This window comes from Fibrobacter sp. HC4 (genome assembly GCF_023373925.1).
In the GTDB taxonomy this organism is placed as follows: Bacteria; Fibrobacterota; Fibrobacteria; order Fibrobacterales; family Fibrobacteraceae; genus Fibrobacter.
The window spans coordinates 24,301-46,531 of sequence record NZ_JALCZV010000005.1 but is presented as its reverse complement, the minus strand read 5'-3'; the positions used below and the strand labels follow the sequence as shown (position 1 = coordinate 46,531).

The 22,231-nt window shown below is 49.0% G+C and carries 18 protein-coding genes; 16 read left to right on the top strand and 2 right to left on the bottom strand.

What is annotated here, in order from left to right; genetic code table 11:
• Nucleotides 1-63: 63 nt before the first annotated feature.
• The 7 genes from MMG03_RS04560 to MMG03_RS04530 all read left to right on the top strand — a co-directional run bounded on the left by MMG03_RS04560 (nt 64) and on the right by MMG03_RS04530 (nt 9,513).
• Nucleotides 64-2,817: an outer membrane protein assembly factor gene (locus tag MMG03_RS04560; RefSeq protein ID WP_249269292.1), complete on the top strand. Its 2,754-nt coding sequence runs from the start codon at nt 64-66 to the stop codon at nt 2,815-2,817.
• A gap of 9 nt (nt 2,818-2,826) precedes the next feature.
• Nucleotides 2,827-3,348: an OmpH family outer membrane protein gene (locus MMG03_RS04555; RefSeq protein WP_249505736.1), complete on the top strand. Its 522-nt coding sequence runs from the start codon at nt 2,827-2,829 to the stop codon at nt 3,346-3,348.
• Between the two features lie 96 nt (nt 3,349-3,444).
• Complete coding sequence (locus MMG03_RS04550) at nt 3,445-4,038, top strand: hypothetical protein (protein WP_141100329.1); 594 nt, start codon at nt 3,445-3,447, stop codon at nt 4,036-4,038.
• A 95-nt stretch (nt 4,039-4,133) separates the two neighbouring features.
• Nucleotides 4,134-5,822, top strand: coding sequence for an energy-dependent translational throttle protein EttA (gene ettA, locus MMG03_RS04545; RefSeq protein WP_073157073.1), 1,689 nt, complete (start codon nt 4,134-4,136; stop codon nt 5,820-5,822).
• Nucleotides 5,823-5,991: 169 nt separating this feature from the next.
• Nucleotides 5,992-6,570 carry a hypothetical protein gene (locus MMG03_RS04540; RefSeq protein WP_146196227.1) on the top strand — a complete coding sequence of 193 codons (579 nt, stop codon included), beginning with the start codon at nt 5,992-5,994 and terminating at the stop codon, nt 6,568-6,570.
• Nucleotides 6,571-6,583: 13 nt separating this feature from the next.
• Complete coding sequence (locus MMG03_RS04535) at nt 6,584-7,234, top strand: ABC transporter permease (RefSeq protein ID WP_249505735.1); 651 nt, start codon at nt 6,584-6,586, stop codon at nt 7,232-7,234.
• A gap of 20 nt (nt 7,235-7,254) precedes the next feature.
• On the top strand, nt 7,255-9,513 hold the full coding sequence (locus MMG03_RS04530; protein WP_249505734.1) for a hypothetical protein: 2,259 nt from the start codon (nt 7,255-7,257) through the stop codon (nt 9,511-9,513).
• 25 nt (nt 9,514-9,538) lie between these two features.
• On the opposite strand, the gene MMG03_RS04525 is transcribed toward MMG03_RS04530, so the two are convergent.
• Both MMG03_RS04525 and fliB read right to left on the bottom strand, forming a co-directional pair.
• The gene (locus MMG03_RS04525; RefSeq protein WP_073283802.1) at nt 9,539-10,519 is read right to left on the bottom strand and encodes a DUF1848 domain-containing protein; all 981 of its coding nucleotides are present in this window, start codon (nt 10,517-10,519) and stop codon (nt 9,539-9,541) included.
• Nucleotides 10,516-11,724 (bottom strand): flagellin lysine-N-methylase, encoded by a 1,209-nt coding sequence (gene fliB / locus MMG03_RS04520; protein WP_249505733.1) that lies wholly within the window; start codon nt 11,722-11,724, stop codon nt 10,516-10,518. Before fliB ends, MMG03_RS04525 begins: the two co-directional genes overlap by 4 nt.
• 313 nt (nt 11,725-12,037) lie before the next feature.
• Between fliB and MMG03_RS04515 the strand changes: the two genes are divergently transcribed.
• The 9 genes from MMG03_RS04515 to murC are packed head-to-tail and all read left to right on the top strand — an operon-like array spanning nt 12,038 to nt 22,225.
• Nucleotides 12,038-12,517, top strand: a complete 480-nt coding sequence (locus MMG03_RS04515) for a division/cell wall cluster transcriptional repressor MraZ (protein WP_073157061.1) — start codon at nt 12,038-12,040, stop codon at nt 12,515-12,517.
• A complete protein-coding gene (gene rsmH, locus MMG03_RS04510; protein WP_088665371.1) occupies nt 12,504-13,550 on the top strand; it encodes a 16S rRNA (cytosine(1402)-N(4))-methyltransferase RsmH in 1,047 nt (348 codons plus the stop codon). The genes MMG03_RS04515 and rsmH overlap by 14 nt, the downstream gene beginning before the upstream one ends.
• On the top strand, nt 13,547-13,858 hold the full coding sequence (locus MMG03_RS04505) for a hypothetical protein (RefSeq protein ID WP_073157055.1): 312 nt from the start codon (nt 13,547-13,549) through the stop codon (nt 13,856-13,858). The genes rsmH and MMG03_RS04505 overlap by 4 nt, the downstream gene beginning before the upstream one ends.
• Nucleotides 13,855-15,771, top strand: coding sequence for a penicillin-binding protein (locus tag MMG03_RS04500; protein WP_249505732.1), 1,917 nt, complete (start codon nt 13,855-13,857; stop codon nt 15,769-15,771). Before MMG03_RS04505 ends, MMG03_RS04500 begins: the two co-directional genes overlap by 4 nt.
• Nucleotides 15,771-17,207, top strand: coding sequence for a UDP-N-acetylmuramoyl-L-alanyl-D-glutamate--2,6-diaminopimelate ligase (locus tag MMG03_RS04495; protein WP_112131820.1), 1,437 nt, complete (start codon nt 15,771-15,773; stop codon nt 17,205-17,207). The genes MMG03_RS04500 and MMG03_RS04495 overlap by 1 nt, the downstream gene beginning before the upstream one ends.
• Entirely contained in the window at nt 17,200-18,582 is a 1,383-nt protein-coding gene (murF, locus tag MMG03_RS04490) for a UDP-N-acetylmuramoyl-tripeptide--D-alanyl-D-alanine ligase (protein WP_073157050.1), read from the top strand. Before MMG03_RS04495 ends, murF begins: the two co-directional genes overlap by 8 nt.
• Nucleotides 18,583-18,597: 15 nt before the next feature.
• Nucleotides 18,598-19,776 (top strand): FtsW/RodA/SpoVE family cell cycle protein, encoded by a 1,179-nt coding sequence (locus tag MMG03_RS04485; protein WP_073235676.1) that lies wholly within the window; start codon nt 18,598-18,600, stop codon nt 19,774-19,776.
• Complete coding sequence (gene murG, locus MMG03_RS04480; protein ID WP_073235679.1) at nt 19,773-20,843, top strand: undecaprenyldiphospho-muramoylpentapeptide beta-N-acetylglucosaminyltransferase; 1,071 nt, start codon at nt 19,773-19,775, stop codon at nt 20,841-20,843. The genes MMG03_RS04485 and murG overlap by 4 nt, the downstream gene beginning before the upstream one ends.
• Nucleotides 20,843-22,225, top strand: a complete 1,383-nt coding sequence (gene murC / locus MMG03_RS04475) for a UDP-N-acetylmuramate--L-alanine ligase (protein WP_073157041.1) — start codon at nt 20,843-20,845, stop codon at nt 22,223-22,225. The genes murG and murC overlap by 1 nt, the downstream gene beginning before the upstream one ends.
• Nucleotides 22,226-22,231: the final 6 nt, after the last annotated feature.

Below are 22,231 nucleotides of genomic sequence, written 5' to 3'. Positions count from 1 at the left end.
GGAAAAATTTGAAAATTCTATTTAGGTAGGTTCATTCTGCGTACCCGTTTGCTGTTTTTAGTGATGTTTGTTGTGGGTCTGGCTCAGGCCCAGCTGTTGGACATGTCCGAAATGTCCGAGAGCTATATGGTGGAAAATAAGATCCACAAGGTGAAGGTGGAAGGTACCGTCCATATGGACGAACGTTCCGTGCTGAGTCGAATTGGTATTCGTGATGGCCAGAGTTATTCTCCTACGGGTCTTACCGAAAAGGTGCAGTCCTCGGTGACTTCTCTGTACGAGTCTGGTCTTTTTGACGATGTGACTGCCTGGATTGACTATGTGGGTGATGGTTCCGATGTGGACTTGATTTTCAAGATTAAGGAACTTCCTGCCTTGGATACCGCTGTTCTGGACGGCTGTGATGAAGTTTCCGAAGAAGATCTGCGCCTGAAGATTCGTCTGATTCCGGGCCAGGTTTATAGCAAGAGCCAGCTGGAACGTGACCGCCAGGCTATTTTGGAATACTACCGTTCCGAAGGTTATTTGCTGGCCGAAGTGGGCTATCGTGAAACTCCTGTAGATGAGAACAAGAATTTGGTGACCTTCATTGTCCGTGAAGGCGGCAAGGTGAAGGTTCGTGATTTCGATATCCAGGGTAACGACAATGTGCCCCGCGAAGATATTCTGGAACATATGCTGACCAAGCAGGACCAGTGGTGGGGCGGCGGCGAATTCAAGGAAAACGTGTTCGAAGCCGACCGCGATACGGTGTTGAACGCCATCCGCCATTTCGGTTTCCTGGATGCTGAACTGACTGAATATAGCGCTGAATATCTGCCGGACTCCTCCTGCCTGTTCTATCTGGGACGTATGGTTCCCCTGGGAGACAAGCTGGAACCGCTGTACAATCAGCTGAATCTGGCTCTTGGTGATACCGCCACCGCTTTCTACAAGATGGCTGGCAAGCCCACTATGCAGGTAACTCACCTGTTCCGCAATCATCGTGCCGTGGGCGAGATGCCCTGGGTGACTAGACCGATGCCCAAGGTCAAGTCTGAAGAAGACGCCTGGAAGTACCTGAACGACATTATCCGCTACGAAGATGCCCGCAAGGAATGGCTTGATATTGTAAAGGGCCGTAAGTGGAACAACCCGAAGATTGACTCCCTGTTGAAGATCAAGAAGATGAGTGCTTACGAGCAGAAGCTTGTGGTGCGCTATATGATCGAAGACATGTTCTCTGCCTTGAACAAGTATGATAACATCAAGACTTCCAGCTCGATCCTCATTCACATTCATATGATCGAAGGTCGTCGCTACTACATGGGTGGCCTCCACTTCTCCGGTAACGAAGTGCTGAACGACAATATGCTGAAGTATGCTTATCGTCTTGATAGTGGCGAAGTCTTTGACCAGTACAAGTATGACGCTTCCCGCAAGGCTCTGCTTGATGCCTACCGTGAAGACGGCTACCTGTTTGCAACTTACGAAGAAGAACGTACTTTCACTAACGATTCCATTGTGAACCTGTCTTACAAGATGACCGAAGGTCTGCCTGCCCAGATCCACAAGGTGCACATCCATGGCAATACCAAGACTAATGAAAAGGTGATTCGTCGTGAAGTTCGCCTGTATCCGGGCGATACTTACCGCCAGTCCCTGCTGGAACGTTCCTTCCGTGAAATCATGCAGCTGAACTACTTCGACATGGTTCTGCCCGACATTAAGGTGGTGGGCGACCAGGAAGTGGATCTTGACTTTACCGTTCAGGAAAAGGAAGCGGGTACCGGTCAGTTCAGCCTGGGTGTTTCCTATAGCGAAAGCGATGGTCTTGTGGGTACTGCCAGCGTGTCTATTCCCAACTGCTGTATGGGTGATGGTCAGGCCGCTAGCTTCAGCGTTGAATATGGTGCCGACAAGAAGAGTGCTTCTATCAGCTTCCAGGAACCTTGGTTCCTTGATAAGCCCATTACCCTGGGTGCCAGCTTGAGCTACTCCTGGTGGAATATGGAAGATTATGACGACCCGGACATTACCCGTTATGGCGGAAGCGTCTATGTGGGTAAGCGTCTGAAGTGGCCCGATGACTACTTCTATGGTCAGATTGGTTATAGCTGGCTCATGAACAAGCAGGGCCGAAATATCGATGACAGCTATGTGGTTTACTCCGGTGTTGAATCTGCAATCAACTTCCGCCTGCTCCGCGACGACAAGAACCTGCCGCAGTTCCCCACAGACGGCTCTCGCTATGTGCTGGATGTGCAGTGGGCTGATGGCGCTATCTTCAGTGACTTCGACTTCGTGAAGACCGAGCTGACTATTAAGTGGTGGTTCCCGCTGTTCCGCGATCGCTTGAGCATTGCTCTCACGAACCAGTATGGTGTGATTTTCGGTGACCAGTTGCAGTATCGCACTCTGTACTCCATGGGTGGCGTGATGGGCTACGAAGGATGCATGCGCGGTTATAGTTCCGGTTCTCTTGGCTACCGCCGTCTGGGCCGCAGCTACCAGTATGTTGGTGCGGAACTTCAGTTGGGCCTTGTGCCTCAGACCTTCTACCTGTTGCCCTTCTTCTTTGATGCCGGTAACGTATTCGGTGAGCGTTATAATCCCAAGACCAAGGTTGAAAAGCCCAGCCACAACCCGCTTAGCGAATGGGATCCCACTAGCTTGAAGAAGGATATCGGCTTTGGTTTCCGCGTTGTTGTGCCTATGCTTGGTATTATCGGCTTCGACTTCGCATGGCCTCTGGATGTGGGTGAAACCTACAGCGGTTTCCAGCGTAGTGCTGTTGGCGACATGGAATTCAACTTCGTGATTGGCCAGGGCTTCTAAGGAGGAATTATGGTTAAGAAACTTCTGATCGTTTTGATGATTGCCTTGTTCGGTGCGACCTCCGGTTTCGCCGAAGATGGTCTGCGTATTGCTCATGTGGATTCCAAGCTGATTTTTGACGGTTATAAGGGCACGAAGAAGGCTCAGGAAGAATATGACCGCCAGGTGGCAAAATGGGAACAGCAGGGTAACCTGCTCCAGAAGGAACTTTCTGCCATTAAGGAAAAACTGGACAAGCAGGTTCTGATGCTTTCTGATGAAAAGAAGCGCGAACTGGAAGCGGAATACGCCAAGAAGGATTCGGAACTGAAGAACTTCATGGACCGCGTCTATGGCCGTAAGGGAGAACTGATTTCTGAAAACGAAAAAATCAGCGGCCCCATTATTCAGCTGATCCGTAAGGCCGTCACTGAAATTGCCTTGCAGGAAGGTTACGACATGGTGGTGGATCGTGCTACCGGCGCCGTGCTTTTCTGGAAGAAGGAAAACGACCTGACCAATAAGGTACTGGACTATTTGAACAATAGATAATTGATCATCACAAGTCGGGCTGAACTTGTTTTGGTGCCGATTAAAAGTTATCTTAATGCCGCGGGGTTGCCTGCGGTATTTTTATTTGGAGCGAATATGAAACGTAGAGTTTGGATGTTGATTGCAATGCTTTTCACGGCAATGAATTTTGTTGCCTGCGGAGACGATAGCAGTTCACCTAGTGAATCTTCTGGAACGGATCAGGGAAATCCTGTGCCGGGCACTGACACTCTGGTGTTGCCGGATACGGTAATGACGCTGGATTCCCTGGCAAATGAATACAAGTGTCGTGTATCGTACAAGTGCGCCCATGTTTATCTTGTAGAAATGGATCATGTGATGGAATGCGATGGGGAAGATTGGGTTTATCTCAGCGACTATCAGCCTTCTGTTTGTGAAGATTCTGCAGAGCCGTCTTCGAGTTCCGATGCTTTGGCAGAAAGCTCCAGTGATGTCATTGATGAAAGCCCGTCTTCTTCTAGCGAGAGCTCGGAGTCTATTTTTGAACCTGCGACAGATTGCTATGAAGGTGGTGCGCAGATTACCATCAGCAATATTGAAAACCTGAATATGCAGTGTGCTAGTTCTACGGAAGGCTGGACGGTCTATGATAAAGACCATTGGACGCTTTACACATGTACTGCCGGCAACTGGGTTGAAGAAGAAGCGATTCCCTGCGTAATGGACTAGATGAATTTTTTATATTTAAGTAGTAAATAAAAACGCTCATACCTCAAAGGGAGCGTAGCGACCGACCTTACACCTCAAAGCGAAGCGAGCTCATTATGGCCGAAAATAAAGCAGAAAAGTTTGTATTCTACATGTACAAGATGTGCAAGTCTTACCCCAACAAGGAAGTCTTGAAGGACATCTCCCTTAGCTTCTACTATGGCGCTAAGATTGGTATTATCGGTCAGAATGGTGCCGGTAAGTCTACGCTTCTGCGTATTATGGCTGGTATCGATAAGGAATTCCAGGGCGAAGCTTGGATTGAACCGGGTCGTACCGCTGGCTACCTGCCTCAGGAACCTCAGCTGGATCCGAACCTGACCGTCAAGGAAAACGTGATGCAGGCTGTGGCCAAGAAACAGGCTATTCTTGACCGATTCAACGAAATCTCCATGAAGTTTGCAGAACCCATGGAAGATGATGAAATGAACAAGCTCCTGGACGAACAGGCCAAGCTTCAGGACATCATTGACGCTCAGGATTTGTGGAGCCTGGACCGCAATATTGAAATTGCTATGGACGCCCTCCGTTGCCCGCCGGGTGACTGGCCGGTGACCAACCTTTCCGGTGGTGAAAAGCGCCGCGTGGCTCTGTGCCGCCTGCTCTTGGAAGAACCGGACCTGTTGCTCTTGGATGAACCTACCAACCACTTGGATGCAGAAACTGTTGCATGGTTGGAACGTCACCTTCGTGAATACAAGGGATCCGTCATTCTCGTGACCCATGACCGTTACTTCCTGGATAACGTGACCAACTGGATTCTTGAAATCGACCGCGGTCGCGGCATTCCTTGGGAAGGCAATTACGCACAGTGGCTGGACCAGAAACTGGAACGTATGCGCGGTGAAGAAAAGGGCGAATCTGACCGTCAGAAGCGCCTGGCTCGCGAACAGGAATGGGTCAAGCAGAGTCCCAAGGCTCGCCAGGCCAAGAACAAGGCTCGTCTTAAGGCTTACGAAGAACTCCTGGCTGAAGATTCCAGAGAGAAGATCAACGTGGCTCAGATTCACATTGCCAACGGCAACCGTCTGGGTGACATCGTTATTCAGGCCGAACATTTGCAGAAGGCCTTTGGCGAAAAGGTGCTTTTCGACGATATGAACTTCAGCCTGCCCCGCTCCGGTATTGTGGGCATTATCGGCCCCAACGGTGCTGGTAAGACCACGCTCTTCAAGATGATCACCGGAACCGAAAAGCCGGATGCTGGTACCTTGAAGATTGGCGAGACCGTGCAGATCATCAGTATGGAGCAGGGCCGCGATTCCCTGGACGATTCCAAGACTGTGTGGGAAACCATTACGGGCGGTAACGACGAAATTATGGTGGGCGACCGCAAGATGAATGGCCGCGCCTACTGTGGTTTGTTCAACTTCACTGGCGCTGCCCAGCAGAAGAAGCTTTCCACCCTTTCCGGTGGTGAACGTAACCGCGTGCTTATGGCCAAGAACCTGCAGCAGCCCGGTAACCTGTTGTTCCTGGACGAACCGACCAACGACTTGGATATCGAAACCCTCCAGGCTCTGGAACAGGCAATCCTCAAGTTCGCAGGCTGCGCCGTGATCATCTCCCATGACCGCTGGTTCCTGGACCGTATTGCGACCCATATCCTTGCTTACGAAGGTGATTCCAATGTGGTCTGGTTCGAAGGTAACTGGAGCGAATACGAAGCCGATCGCCGCAAGCGTCTTGGCGAAGATGCAGAAAATCCCAAGCCCATCAAGTACAAGACTCTGACACGAAACTAAGTTGCGCTAGGGCGCGAAAGTTCGCTGCGCGACCTTTTGCTTTGAGGTGTGAGGTCGCTGCAGTTCACTTAGTGAACTTACGCTTTGAGGTATGAGGTCGGCGACGGCGTTGCCTTTGATGTGTAAAATAATGGCGCCCTTAGGGGCGCCTTTTTATATATTTCAATATATGAAGTCGTTGATTCAAATCCTTTTTCTTTCTGCATCATTGTTGTTGGCTCAAAACATTGATGAAAGTGTAATTGGAGGAAGTAAGAATTTGACGCTTGATGATGCTTTGTGTAAGGGTTGCGAAATTCTTCGATACGATTCAACGGACTCGACAAGTTGTGAATCCTGTGCAGATTATGTGAGCTGTAATCAAGATGGCGATATAGTTACCTATTCTTCTGGTCCAATGGGAAGTTGGACGAATGTTGAATCTGTAGTAGTTTCTAAGGGTGATGCAAGAAGTCTTCCCAAGTGTAAGCTTCGTTTTTCTTCAAATCTAAAGCTTCGGCTAGGTATGACAAAAAGCGAAGTTCTAAAAACTGGGTTATATTTTAGGCGAACTTCTGATAAAACCTGGGAATGGATGAGTTGGAGCAGGTTAGAAGGATCTCCTGATGAAGCTGGAAATGATTGGCATGAATGGCAAGGACGAACGCTTGAATTTTGTAATGAGAAACTGTGTAGCTTTGGGTATTGGTGTAGTGTGTTCGATTCCGGTCCGAGTGATGCGGAAATAAAAGAATTTTCTAAACCGTAGATGACGATTTCTCATGATCCTTCACGTTCTAAAACATGAACTGCGGTTGATTTTCCGGGAGCCTCGCTTCTGGATTCCTTTCGTCATTCCGCCGGTGATTTTGGCGGCGTCCCAGGGGATTGCTGTTTCTCGCTATGGCGGGCAGATTATGCAGGGCATGGACGGCTACATGATGCTGTTGCTTGGTTGCCTCATGGCGCCTATGGGTGCGCCTCTTGCTGCCGATAGCTTTGCTGGCGAACGTGAAAGAAACTCCCTGGAACTGTTGCAACTTTCTCCAGTGAAGCCTGCGGAATTGTTTTGGGGTAAGCTGCTCGCCGTGCTGCCGTTCCCGTTGATGTTTTCGTTGATTTGTCAGCTAGTGTATTGGGGCGCGCACTCTGATGTTGTGAACGGTGAGGTGGCGGTTGCTGCGATTCTTGGTTCTATGTCAGCTTGTCTTTTAGTGAATGCCTTTTCCTTGTTGCTTTCTCTTAAGGCGAAAACTGTTCGCGCAGCCACTCAGGGGACGCTGTTCTTTATTATTCCGCTTTTGCTTTTGGTGCAGCTCGGTTATCAGACTTTCTTGCGGGATGTGATGATGCCTGTGGTGGCGCTTGGTTTCTCGTTAGCGGTTTGTGTTGCCGCTACTGTTGTGGGAATGCGGAAGTTCATTAGTTTGTAAAAGGTAGAAAAAAGTTGCGAATGAAATTTTGGATCGTATTCGTTTTGCTCATGATTGTGTCTATGGCCTATGCCGAAGATAGCGAAAAGAAGGATGGGACCGACGAAAATGGCACCGTGATGCTTGTCCAGAGAAAAGTCAAGAACGGTGGGGCAACCTATAGGGTGTCTACAGAGGATGGTACGATTCTCGCCGATAGCGCCAGGGTGAAACCGGGGACGGTTCTTTATGTGGATGTAGACGTTAAGCGAGATGATGAAGGTGTATTTATGCTTGACGCCGCCTATCTTGCCGTGAATGCCTATCACACGCCGAAGTACTACATAAACGGTCGCATGACTGAAATTGAGAAGGGTAAGCGTTATAAATTTACCATGAGTGAATGGAATGCTGATGTAAATTTAAGCATTTTCCCGCTTTATACCATTAAGGTCTATGTAGAGGGCAACGGCTCTGTAACGATTAAGAATACCGTACGAGATACCTATAAAGGTGAAAACTATTATGTTTCTGCCAATGTCGTTTTCTTGGTGGATGCGGATGAAGGCTACTACCTGTCGTCTGTAAATATGAGAAACTGGAATAAGAAACCTTATTCTACATCAATTAATCAGGCTAACGAAATTACCGAATTTAGTTATGATGGACAGGGGCATGCCTATGAAGTGGATGCCGTGTTTAAGAAAATCGACACCTCCCTTAGCGAAGATCTTGGCGAACATTGCAAAACCAGTGGTCTTCCGGCTACGGCAGAATCTGCAGACCGTGTGAAGTTTACTGTTCATTGCGATGAAGGATATTTCTTGAGCAAGGTTTATCAGGAATGTGGAGACAAAAACGATAAATCCTGCTATAAGGATATTTCTGCAGATAAGAATGGCATTTATTCGATGACGAAGGGCAACTCCGCATCTGTCGTAAAGGGTAAACTTCAATATAAAGTAACATTTGAAGATGAGGGGGAATCCTATGTGGATTATTATACTTCCAACGAAGGGTTCTATGACTCGGGAATTAATTATACCATAAAGGCTAAACACCTTTCTTCGGAAGTTATCAAGTCTATCAGTTATAGTTATTATGACGGCGCTGACTCTGTTAAGGGTGAGTTGAAACTTCTTTCCTGTTCTGCCAATAAGGATTGCACTAGCGGTACTTTCAATATGCCGGCGGCACCTGTTGTATTTAAGGTGACTCGTGGTCTGGTCAATTATGGTGTTGGCAATGAACTTGATGGAATTTGCGTGGCCAAGGGATTGCCTGATTCTGCCAATGCTGGCGATAAGGTTAAGTTTAATGTCGTGTGCGAAGCCGGTTATGCTTTAGCGGAATTGCCTGTGTTCGGTGAAGAGGGTTCTTCTGATCTTTCGTCCGTTGATTCTGCTGGCGGTGAGTATAGCTTTACCATGCCTGCTTCTAATGTGGTTTTGTCTGGGGGACAGTTAAAGTATGCGGTGATTCTGGAGGATACTAGTTCCTCTTTCGTGGTGTTCCCAGATGCTGATATGGACGGGGATTCCGTTTATGCGGATTATGCCTTGCCTGGAGACGCCGTTCGAATTTATGTAGGAGAGGAAGTGGGCTCCGATATAGGTGAAGTTATGTTCAGCTATAAAAATGGAGATGAAAATCAGGAGATGAAACTCAAACTATTGGGTTGTGATGATGATGGCTGCTGGTCTGAAATTTTCTTGATGCCGTCGGTTCCTGTTTCTGTTAGCGTTGAACGTAAGAAACGTGAATATGCCGTGGCTAAAAACAACGATGAACACTGCTCTGTGGAAGGTCTGTCTGCAAAGCTTTTCTATGGAGGTGCCGCGGAATTTACGGTAACCTGTGATGAAGGTTTCGAGGCTGCCGTGTCTTTGGTGTGTGAAGATGGAAAGACTTGTCCGGTTCTTTCTGAAAAGGATGGGGTGTACAGCTTTGTACAGTCTTTAGAGACGGTGCTCATTTCTGTTGAGTCTTCTGAAATTCCTGCAAAGGATCCTGTGAAGGACCCGGCGGACGATCCCGAGGATGATGATTCTGGGAATGGTGATTCCGAAACGACGGTTGTGAAAAATCATTTGCAAAATGCATTGCGAATTTCCGTTGTTGATCGATCTGTTATGATTAGCGGTTTGAAGCCCGGTTCTTCTGTTGCCGTTTTAGATATGCAGGGTAGGGTTATCAGAAATGTTACCGCCGACAGAAATGCGATGCTGCTGGATCTGCCCCGATCTGGTCGCTATTTGCTGAAGTCAGGGACTGCACATAAGGTGATTAATGTGCGCTAAGTAGCCTATATGGCTCTTTAGAACTCTAGATGTTTTCGAACAAGTCCGGCTGAATGTCGGGCTTTTTCTTTATCCAGCTGATTTGTTTTGCCGGGTGGACGATTTCGCCGGGCTTAACGTTACCGATAATCAGCGGTGAATTCGGATCGTGCATGTTGTGCTTGCTTAGCACTTGATCCTTGCCGTAGTTGGCGTAACAATATTTGCAAAGGTGCGGGCAGTTGCTGTAATTGCCGATGTCTCCGCCTACCACGCAGGCGGAACATTCCTCGCGGGCAAATTTCTTCTTTGGCGGCATGAAGGTAAGACCTTTTTCTTTAAGGCCTAAGGCTTTCTCAAAAAAATCTGGAGTGGAACATCCGCTGCAATCTGCTCCGAATTCTGCCAGGGCGGAACTTTCCACGCATGTCTTTATGTTTATGCCGTGCAGGCGACCGATTTCCACAAAGGCTTTGGTGAGGGTAATTTGATCTTCCCAGGAAACTTCTTTAAGGTCAGGGAAGTTCCTGGTGACGCAATTGAAAATGTCCACGAAGCTGATGATGCAGGTGTGGGTGTAGCCTTCTAGCAGAGCGGCCATCACCTCGAAGGATTTGATGTGCTGCTCCACGGTGTAACGTCCTGTAATGCAGATGGGGTCATAACGCCACTGTACTGCATCCTGGCCGCCATTATGGGTGTTAACCAAGTCCGACAACTTCTTGAATTGTTCCACGATCAATCGCTTGTCGGGAACGTTGGGCTCGATGTCCTTGCCGTAGGGTGTGAGGGTGATATGCCATGCCCAGCGGAAATCTTTGATTTCGTCAAGATGGGGAAGGAGCGGGGTTGGATTCTTGGTGCAGAAGAAAATACAGTCAACTACACTTGGGTCCAGCTGGTATCGGGTAATGTAATCCTGATTGTAAGGGTTGCGTACCAGGACGAAACCTTCTCGAATCCGATTCAGAAACCATTTGGAGTAAAAGGCGGGAAGATCCGTGCGGATGCTGGCTGAAATGATCATGGGGATAGAATGCTGCGGAACTGTTCCGTACAGAAAGCCTCGTTCTGGTAGAAGTTATCTGCCAGGATGTCCATGATTTCTTCGGAGTATTCTGTCTGCTTGCTCAAAAGCTTTACCGCATTGATTTTGCGGGTAAGATCTGCGGCGCCTTCAGGAACTTCGGCGGAAAGTTCCATTCCGAAATGTTGCAGGATGATCCAGAAGAAGATAGCGAACTGTACCTTGGTGATGGCGTCACCGTCAAAGAGGCTCTTGGCGTAATAGCGGAAAATCAGGTAGGCTACGATTTTTTCGCCGTCTTCTTCAGAAAATAAATCTTGAGACTGGTCCCAGCCTTTGCGGATCATTCGTTCAAAGGCTTTATCCCAGGCGGGTCCGAAACTTTCCCCTTCGCCAAGGATTTCGATCCAGGTTTGCTTGGTAGCGGCATCACTTAAGAGATCGGAATTTTCTTTATCGTTTGCGTTTGTATTTTCGACGTAATCCAAAATCTCTATGAGCCTCTGGTTCAGAGGCTTGCTTTTATTTGCCAGCAATTCAAAAATGTGTTCCCGTTCTGCGAAGATTGCGTCTCGGGCTTCTTCGGCGCCTTCGGGCATTTCGTCGGGTTCTTCGTCAATTTCACTTTTGACGAGATTTAGAACGTTGCTAGATTCTTCGACTTCGCACTTCGTGCTTCTACCCAAAGGGCATAACTCAACTTGAGAACTAAAGTTCTTAGTTTCGTATAGCTCAGAATGACAGATGGTGGAGTCGTCTTGTGAATCGCTGGTGAGTAATAGTCTAACGGTTTCTTCGCAGCAAAGGCCGACGCCCTTTTCCATGATGTCCCCGTAAACTTCCACAAAGCGGGGGTGCTCGCGGCAGATGTCGCAGAGAACGCTTTCGCCGGATTCATCTAAGTCGGATCCGTTGCACCCCAGTTTGCAGATCATTTCGCAAAGGCCGTTTTTCATAAGGAAGGGACAGCGGTCGCCGGGCTTTAAGATGAAATGCCCGTCCTGGATGTTTTCCATCAAAATTTTGGCGAAGGCGATTTTCTTTTCGTCCCTTTCGCATTTCGGGGATGTGTTTTCGGCGAGGTCCCTGTACTTGGAAAGGCTGATTTCGTCGACGTCGATTTCCCAGCCGACGCAGCAGGTGTCGGTGCATTTGTCGGCAAGGCAGCAAAACTTGTTGTAGAAAGACGGTACGCGCAGCAGCATATCCTGTGAAAACTCCCGAAAGAAAAACGTTTTTGTGGGGTGTAGTGGGGTGGTTTGTGGGTGGAAATATAGAAAAGTAGTGCTCTTGTGTGCATTTGTTTCTGGGCGGACCTGCTGCGGCGGTATGATTTCTGTAATAAAATCAGAGTGATTGAGATGGAGAGGTCGGACCTCGTGGGGAAGTGTGGTGAAGTCGGGGGTGTAAATGGTGTGTTTTTCCACTGAAATGGGGAAGTGTGGGGAGAAGTAAGCTATATTTGAAATGTGTGTTAATAATTCCATGTGTTGTGTAATTGTGTGATGGAATAAAAAAATGAGCTTAGAGAACTATTTCATAGGTCAGGCCAAATCGGCCATCGACGGAAAGGGTAGGTGCGCCTTCCCTCGGGAATTCCGTCGTCAACTGACCCCTGAGGATGGTTCTGAATTCGTGCTCACGAACTGGATGAAGGACAGACTTCGTTTGTTTGTAAGAGCCGAATATGATAAGTTCAAAGCTGAGGTTGACCGTTGGTCCGACCGCAATGCTGCCCAAAAATTCCGTCTGCGTCTAAGAGCCATCCCTGTTGAGCTCGACGGCCAGAATCGCATATTACTCCCTAAGGATAAGCTCCTGTTTGCAGGCCTTACGAACAGCGTAATGTTCGTGGACTCTGTTGGCGGTAAGTCGTTGGAATTGTGGAATACAGAAAAGTATGAAGCTCAGTTCGCTATGGATTCCGAAGAGGATCTGGCTGAGTTCGAAAGACTCTGTATGGCAGATTTTGCGGGAGGATCTGATGAGCAAAAATGACCCTCAGGTAAAGTCTCTACGTACAAACGAAATTTCTGAAGCAGCTGTCGCCGGAGTTGAAGGCGGCGTGTTCTACCATGATCCTGTAATGCTGAAGGAATGCCTTGAAGGTCTCCGCCTTGAAGGTGCTGAAATCCTAGCCGGTGGAACTTTTGCTGACTGTACCTTGGGCGGTGGCGGCCACTCCTATGCTATTGCGACCCGCCTTTCTGCCGAAGGAACCTTGCATTCCTTTGACCGCGATGATGATGCGGTAAAGTTTGCGACTAAGCGCCTTTCTGCCGTTAGCAACGGTGAAGGTCTTCCCAAGTTTGTGGTGCATCCGGTTCCCTTTGCCATGCTGGGCGAAGAGATTCCGGCTGATTCCTTGGACGGCGTTCTCTATGATCTGGGAATTAGTAGCCATCAGGTAGACGATTCTACCCGTGGTTTTACTTTCGTTGGCAATAATCCGTTAGACCTGCGTATGGATCGTCGTGAAGAAGTTTCTGCCCAGGAATGGTTGCGTAGTGTAAGCGCCGATGACTTGGCTGAAGCCCTGCGTAAGAACGCTGATATGGATCGCGCCTTTAAGCTGGCAACTCGCATTATTGAAGTTGCTACAGAAACTGGTCGCGAGGGCCGCGATATCCTGCCTAGCGATATCAAGTCCGTTGTGGAATCCGTATTCCCGGACAAGCGCCGTGACGCCAACAGCCTGCTGGCTCGCGTGTTCCAGGCTGTTCGTATGGAAGTGAATGGCGAACTGCGCCAGATTGAAACCAGTATCCGTTCTGCAGTGGATTGCCTGAAGGTGGGCGGTCGTCTGGTGGTCATGAGCTACCACTCTGTAGAAGACCGCTGCGTGAAGGATACTTGTGCTGAATTTGAAAAGGCTTGCATTTGCCCGGAACATTTGCCGGTGTGCATGTGCGGCGGAAATCACCAGCGTCTGAAGAAGGTGAATCGCAAGCCGATTCTTCCTTCCAATGATGAAATTGCAAAGAACAGTAGGGCTCGCTCTGCAAAGCTGAGAGTGTACGAGAGGGTATGAACGAAGAAACCAAAAATTTCGTGAATTACTCTAACCGCTTTATTGTGCGGTGTTTCCTCTGCCTTGTGCTGGTGGCAGGGCTCTTGCTGATTTTGCCCTTGTACATGCAGAATCGAATGACTCGTCTTTATGCGAAGTCCCATGAACTTTCTGAAACGGTGAATATGCTTCGCCGCGAGATTCTGCTGCAGGAACTGGAAATCAACAGACTGTCTTCTCTTGAAAAGTTGAATGACTTTGCTGAAACAGCTGAACTTGGCCTCAATCAGGTTCCCACCAAGGTCCGTGTGGTAGGGGGTTCCAAGTGAAGTTTGTGAATCTTGAAGCATTGAAGGTGATTAACCTGGACGCAATTTCCATCTGGAAAATGCTGGTTCTTGGTTTTATCCTTGTTTTGACATGGCAGACTTTCAATATTCAAGTTCTGAACCGAGAAATCTACCAGGCTGAAACCAAGAGCATGGTGACTCATACCAAGAACATCTATGCCGAACGTGGTCAGATTATGGATCGTAACGGTGTGGTGTTTGCCGAAAATCTTCGCGATACCGGCAAGTCTGAAGATTATAGCCGCATTTTCTTGCAGGGCAAGCTGGCTTCCCAGATTGTTGGGAAGGTGAACCGCAGTGGTGAAGGAAGCCTTGGTGTAGAACGTATGTTCGATTCCCGCCTGCGCGGCAATGAAGGTTTCCGCGTGAGCATTCAGGACGCTCGCAAACGTGAAATTTATGGACGTTCCGAAAATGTGGCCGAGGCTGAACCGGGTAAGAACCTGGTGCTGACTATTGACCGCAATATGCAGGAACTCGTCGAAAAGGAATTGAAGGATGGCGTGTCCCGCTATATTGCCAAGAGCGCAAGCGCTGTGGTTGTGGACCCGTATACGGGTGAAATTCTCGCCATGGCTAGCTATCCGACCTTTGATCCCAATTCCAAGAATCAGGGTGTGGGCAGCATGGCCAAGAATGATATCGTGGCTATGGCATACGAACCGGGTTCTACTTTCAAGTTGATTACCGCTGCTGCTGCTCTCGAAAGCGGTGCTGTGGATACCAATCAGGTGTTCCCCAACGAAGGTCGTTGCTGGACATGGAATCCCAAGTCTGCTCCCATTTGCGACACCCATGTGTACGGCGATATGAATATGCCCGAAGCCATGGTGCAGTCTTCCAATGTGGTGTTCGCGAAGATTGCCACCGAAGTGGGGGCTAAGAATCTTTACATTACCGCAAAGCATTTTGGCCTTGGCGAAAAGACTTCTGAATATTTCTATGGCGAGGAATCTGGCGCCTTGAAGGATCACGTGACCTTGGCCAGCAATAGCGGCAGTGACCTTAAGTCTATGGGCTTTGGCCATTCTGTGCTGGTGACTCCCATTCAGATGGTGATGGCCTATGCTGCAATTGCAAACGGTGGCAAGCTGATGAAGCCTATGCTCGTTAAGGAATGGCGTGATTCCAAGGGTAAGCTTGTTGAAAAGAACGAACCTACGGAACTTCGTCGAGTTGTTTCTGAAAAAACTTCGTCCATGATTCGCGCCATGCTTTCTCGCGTGGTGAATAACGGTACCGCAAAGCAGGTCATGAGCAAGAAGATTCCCGATGTGGTCTTTGGCGGCAAGACGGGTACTGCAGAAAAGTATAATCCGGAAATCCGTAAGTACGATAGAGAACATCAGGTTGCTTCCTTTATTGGACTTGCTCCGGTTGAAAACGCCCGTTATGTTTGCCTGGTTCTGGTAGATGATCCTCAGACGGCTCAGCATCACGGTGGTAACTCGGCTGGCCCGATTTTCCGCCGCATTATGGAAGGCATCTACTATCATCCGGAACTGTCTCCTGCGTCTCACAGTCTGGAACTGGTGAGTGCGAAGTCCAAGTGTAACGACGATTATGTGGGAATGCTCGCTACTGCGGCAAAGTCCCTGGCTGCTTCCAAGGGTTGCAATGTCAAGTTTGAAGGTGAAGGGCTTCGCGTTGTGTCTGAACGTCGCGATGTGAATGATTCTGTTGGAGTCACCCTGATTCTCGAAAATATGGATGGCGGCAAGATGCCCAATTTGAAAGGCCTCTCCTTGAAGGATGCTCTTGAAATTGCAGGTAACTTCCGCATGAATGTTGAATATACAGGCAAGGGTCGCGTAGTTGCCCAATCCCCGAAGGCCGATGAAGTGTTACGTAAAGGGCAAGTATGCAAACTCACGTTGAAGGAGAGAAGCTAATGCTTTCTGAAACTTTGATGAAGAACTTGAATGTTCGTGGTTTGTGCGACGACTCCCGCCGTGTTAAGGCTGGCGACCTTTTCTTCTCGCTGCCGACTGAAGGTTATGAAGTTTTCGCACGTAATGCGGTGGCTGCCGGTGCAGTTGCTGTCGTTGGTGAAAATGTGGCCCCTGAAGGTTTGACTTCCAAGTGGATCCAGGTGTCTAACGTGAAGGCTGCCCGTCTGGAAGCGGCAAGGATTTTTTACAAGGATCCGTTTGCGAAGTTGACTTGCCATGCTGTTACTGGTACTAACGGCAAGACTACAAGCGCTTTCTTGATGGATGCTATGTTGACTGCTGCGGGCAAGAAGGTTGCCCTGTTGGGAACCATCAAGAACAAGGTGGGTAATATCTCTGTTCCCGCAAACCTGACGACTCCGGGTCAGTTGGACTTGTTTGCCTTTGCGGCAAAGGCTGTTGATGCAGGCTGTACCGACCTGGTTATGGAAACGTCTTCTCATGCGTTGCATCAGGGCCGTGTCGCTGGCATTAGCTATCGCAGCGGATTGTTCAGTAACCTGACCCAGGATCATCTGGATTACCACAAGACTATGGAAGCCTACTTCGATGCAAAGAAGTTGCTGTTTACCAAGTATCTGGCTTCTGATGGTGTTGCCGTAATCAATGTGGATGATGCTCATGGCGCCCTGCTTTGTGATGAACTCAAGTCTACTGGACTAAAAACCGTTGGCGTTTCGCGCCTGGGTTCTGAAAAGGCTGACGTAAAGCCCTGCGGTACGGTCCTCAATACCGAAGACGGTTTAAAGTTTGATTTGAATGGCTTTGGTTGCGCTGCTTCTGACGCTCATTTTGAAACTGCCCTTTGTGGCGATTTCAATGTGGACAACGTGATGTTGGTTCTGTCCTGGGCCAATGCCGTTGGAATTTCCAAGGCTGCTATGGATAAGGCTCTTGCCGAAGTTCGTGTTCCGGGACGTTTCGAAAAGGTCTGGAACAAGAACGGAATTCATGTGATTGTGGATTACGCCCACACTCCCGATGCTCTTGAACGTGTGCTGATGACTGCCCGTAGCCTGTGTCGCGGTAAGCTCAGCTGCATCTTTGGTTGCGGCGGCGATCGCGATAAGACTAAGCGTCCCATTATGGGCGAAATTGCAGAACGTCTCTCCGATAAGGCCTGGCTCACTTCTGACAATCCCCGTACCGAAAATCCGGCTGACATCATTAACGATGTGAAGGCAGGAATGAAGACTGACAAGTTCGAAGTTGTGGAACTTCGTGACGAAGCCATCAAGCGCGCCTGCGCTGAACTGAAGGATGGCGACTGGCTTGTGGTTGCCGGTAAGGGCCATGAAGATTACCAGATCATTGGCAAGACTAAGCATCATTTTGACGACCACGAAGAAGTGGTGAAGGCGATGGAAAATGTTTAAGCTGGACCTGAAAATTAAGGAAATGCTTGAAATCCTGGAAACCCAGGCTTTCGGCGTTAACGCCCGTACACAGAATCGCAAGGTGAACCTTTGCATGGATTCTCGTGAACCTGCCAAGGGTGTGGTTTTTTGGCCGATTAAGGGCGAACGTTTTGATGCCCACAAGTTTGTTACCGAAATGGAAAAGAATGGAGCTCTGATGAGTGTTGTGAACCAGGATGCTGAAGGTATTGAAAACTTCAAGATGTATGCCCCCGTGGACGATACCACCAAGGCTTTGCTGAAGCTCGCCAAGGGCTACCAGAAGAATTTCAAGGTGAAGAAGGTGGCCATTACTGGATCTAACGGCAAGACTACCACCAAGGAAATGACTAAGGCTGTACTTTCTATGAAGTACAACACCCACGCTACTGCCGGTAACTTCAACAACCACATTGGCGTTCCCATGACCTTGTTCCAGCTGAAGCATTCCCATGAAGCGGCTGTGATTGAAATGGGTACCAGCGGTCCCGATGAAATTCGTCCGCTGTCTATGGCTACTGAACCGGATGTAGCTGTGATTACCAATATCGGTGCCAGCCATCTGGAAAAGCTGATTGACTTTGACGGCGTATTTGCCGAAAAGCGTACCATTACTGCAGGCCTCAAGAAGAACGGCCTCCTGATCGTGAATGCCGATGACGAACGTCTGTGCAAGTTGCGTTCCAACACCAGCTACAAGGTAGTGACTTTCGGTATCAAGCGTGGTATCTATAAGCCCGAAAAGCTGTCTTACAATGAAGACAACTGTGCTACCTTCTACATCGGCCGCACCAAGTTTGAATTGTCTGTTCCGGGCATCCATAACGTTTATAATGCCCTGGCCGCCATTGCAATTGGCGAGGCTTTCAAAGTCTCCAAGACGGACATCGCCAAGGCTCTGGCTGGTTTCCATTCTACCAACATGCGTATGGAACTGAAGAAGGCCAACGGTTTCTCCATCGTGTCTGACTGCTACAATGCCAATCCGTCTTCTACCAAGATGGCCCTGCAGACTATCGGAAACATGAAGGTTGCCCGTCGCATTGCCGTTCTCGGCGATATGCTGGAACTGGGTGACAAGACCGACGCCCTCCATCTGGAAATGGGTGCCATGGTTCCCGAAATGAATTTTGACATGCTGTTCACCGTAGGTGAAAAGGCTAAGCTCTATGTGAAGGGCGCAAAGTCCAAGGGTATGAAGTCCGCCTATCATTTCGATTCCGTGCAGGAATTGAATGCGGAACTGTCTGAAGTTGTTGCCGAAGGTGATGTGCTTCTGGTGAAGGGCTCTCGTGGCATGCACATGGAACAGGTTGTTGAAGCGATGTTAAAGCTTACCAAGGTTAAGGCATAAGGATAGTTAGAGTCAATGGATAATTCTGTTCAAAATACGACCGGCATGAATAAGCTGCTTCTAGCAGTGGTTTTGGTGCTAATCTGCTTTGGCGTGGCTGTGGTGTATTCCGCATCCGCTCCCTATGCGCAGGCCAATGGTCGTCCGGCAGAATTTTACATGATGTCTCACTTGCCCAAGGCTATTGGTGGCGTTGTACTGATGTTGTTCCTGGCCCGTTTCTGGGATTATGGCCATTGGAAATGGGCTGGACGTATTGCCTTTATAGCTTTCTTCGTTCTATCTGCAGTTGCTCTGGTAAAGGGCGGCAGCGTCAAGGGCGCAAACCGTTGGATTTTTGGAATTCAGCCCTCTGAATTTATGAAGCTCGGCTTGATTATCTGGGTAAGTGCCAAACTTTCTGAAGCGGGGGACAATATCAAGAGCGTTGCCTGTACTTTGGTGCAACCCGGAATTCCCTATTGTCTGTGTGCCTTGATTCTTGTGCTGCAACCGAATTACTCCATGCTGATTATGGTGACTGCCATTGTGGTCTGCATTATGCTCACTGCTGGCGTAAATGCCAAGTATCTGGGGTATGTTGCCCTGGCGGGAATCCCGCTGGCATTGGTTCGCCTGATGACTTCTACTCATTCCAGGGCTCGAATTCTGGCCTTCTTTGCCGATGAAGGTGAAATGGCCGCTTCTAACTGGCAGGGCGATCATGCCTTGCAGGCCCTTGGAAACGGAGGACTTTTTGGAACTGGTTTTGGTCAGGGTGTCCAGAAGTTGGGTTACCTTCCTGAAGCTCATAAGGATGTGGTGTACGCCGTGATTGGTGAAGAATTTGGCTTTGTGGGTACTTTTGTAATCTTGATCCTGTTTGCGATTTTGTTTGCCCAGGGTTTTAAGATTGCAAGAAACTCTGCTACCCGTTTTGGAAAGTATCTGGCTTTGGGTTTGACTCTTTCCCTGTTCTCCAATTTTGTGGTTCACGTCTGCGTGTGTGTCGGACTATTCCCCATGACGGGTCAGCCGCTGCCGTTCTTCAGTTTTGGCGGAACCAATTTGCTTTATACCTCGATCGCTATTGGAATCTTGCTGAATATTTCTCGCCCGGCATCGGGTAGGAATATCAAGGAACCGTATACCAGTGGTTCTTCGCTTGAAAGTAGCGCGTTTAGAAATTTTGATTATACAAGGAGTGGCGTATGAAAAAGTTCCTTTTCGTATGTGGCGGTACCGGTGGCCATATTTTCCCGGCCGTTGCCATTGCAGATAGTTTGAAGAAGATGGGCGTTACCGACATTACTTTTGCCGGTCGTAAGGATTCTATGGAAGAACGCCTAGTTGCTAAGAATTGGCCCTATGAATACATTTCTGCAGTACCTCTGCATCGTGGACCGTTCCTTAAGAATTTGGCCTTGCCTTTCAATTTGACCAAGGCCCTGGTCCGCGCCAAGAGCGTCGTTCGCAAGGTGAAGCCTGATGTCGTTGTGGCTACTGGTGGATATGTTTCCTTGCCGATCGTGCTGGCCGCAGGTTCCATGGGTATTCCCGTGTATTTGCAGGAACAGAATGCTGTGGCCGGTGTTGCCAATAAGGTTGGCTCCCGCTATGCAAAGACCATCTTCGTAACCTCTGAAGATGCCGCCAAGGGTTTCCCTGCAGAAAAGTGCATGGTCTTTGGTAATCCTGTTCGTGAATTGCCGACTGAAGATTCTTTGGCTCGCCCTGCAGAATTTGCAGAAGGCAAGAAAGCCGTCTTTATTGTTGGCGGTTCCCAGGGTGCTGTAGGCATCAATAACAAGATTGAAGAAAGCATCAAGAGCATTACTGCCCGTGACGATGTTTCTGTGGTCTGGCAGGTTGGCGTAAAGAACGTGGCTACGATTAATGATCGCCTTGGCGAAATGCCCAACGTGGCTGTCCGTGGCTTCCTGGATGGAATTTATGCCTATATGAAGCATGCTGACCTGATTATTAGCCGCGCAGGTGCTTCTGCCCTGGCTGAAATTCTCGCCTTTGGTAAGCCCTCTATTTTGCTGCCGTTCCCCCATGCAACTGCAAATCATCAGGAACACAATGCCCGCGTCGTTGAAAAGGCTGGCGCTGCTCTTGTTGAACTGGATGCAGAAGAAAATCACCTGTGGGAAAAGGTCGAAACCCTTTTGGCTGATGAAAGCCGCCTGGCCAATATGGCTGCCGCCGCAAAGGGCCTCGGAATGCCCGATGCCGCAGACCAGATTGCAATGGTTATCCTGGAAAAGGAGAATGCATAATGCAGATTAATGACTGTAAGCGCGTACGTCGCCTTCATTTCGTCGGTATTGGCGGTGCAGGCATGTCCGGTATTGCTGAAGTCCTTCATGCCAATGGCTTTGCGGTCAGCGGCTCCGATATGAGTGAAAGTGCTGTGGTGGATTACCTCAGAAACCTGGGTATCCGCGTTGATCCCAAGCACGATGCCAAGAATGTGGAAGACGCCGACCTGGTTGTCTATTCTTCCGCTGTGCCCCATGATAATCCGGAACTGGTCGAAGCCCGTAACCGCCGAATTCCCGTCATCAAGCGCGCAGAAATGCTGGGCGAACTGATGCGTATGAAGTACACCCTGTCTATTGCCGGTACTCACGGCAAGACCACTACTACTTCCATCGTTGGCCAGATTTGGGAAGAAGCTGGTTTGGATCCCACCATTATCGTTGGCGGTGTGGTGAAGGGCCATGGCAGTGGCGCCAAGGTGGGTAAGGGTAACTACCTGATTGCCGAATCTGATGAATTCGACCGTAGCTTCCTTTCTATGATGCCCTCTTCTGCTATCATTACCAACATTGATGCAGACCACCTGGATACCTACAAGGATATTGAAGACATTAAGGACGCCTTTGTCCAGTTTGCAAACAAGATTCCTTTCTATGGTCAGATTATCCTCTGCCTGGATGATCCCAATGCCCAGCAGATCCTGGCCCGTCTGAAGAAGCCTGTGATTACTTATGGTTTTACTCGTCAGGCTAAGTATCGCGTAGACAATCTGCGTTTTGAAAAGGGATTCCCTGTATTTGAAATTTTGAATGATGGTAAGAGTCTGGGTGAGTTCCGCTTGCAGATTCCTGGTCGTCACAACGTGCTGAACGCAACGGCTGCAGTAGCCTTGGCTATTGAAGAAGGTATTGATGCCGATGTGGCCCGTAAGGCTGTTGCTGCCTTCGGTGGCGTAAAGCGTCGTTTTGAATTCATTGGTGAAAAGAATGGCGTGATGGTCTTTGATGACTATGCTCATCATCCCACCGAAGCTACCGCAACCCTCCTGGGCTTCCGCGATGCCTTCCCGGATAAGCGTATTATCGTCGCTTTCCAACCCCATCTCTTTACCCGTACCCGCGACCAGCACGAAGCTTTTGGCAGCGCCTTTGCCAATTGCGACGTCCTGCTTGCCACCGATATTTATCCCGCTCGTGAACGCCCCATCGAAGGTGTGACCGGTGCTCTTGTTTCTGAAAGTGCAACTGCACGTGGCCATCGCGATGCCCGCTTTATTGGCGATCAGATGAACTTGCTTCCCATCTTGAAGAAGGAACTTCGTGAAGGTGATGTGGTTGTCTTGATGGGTGCTGGCAGCATCTACAAGCTGGGCGAAACCATTTTGAAGGAATGTCTGTAGGAGTTT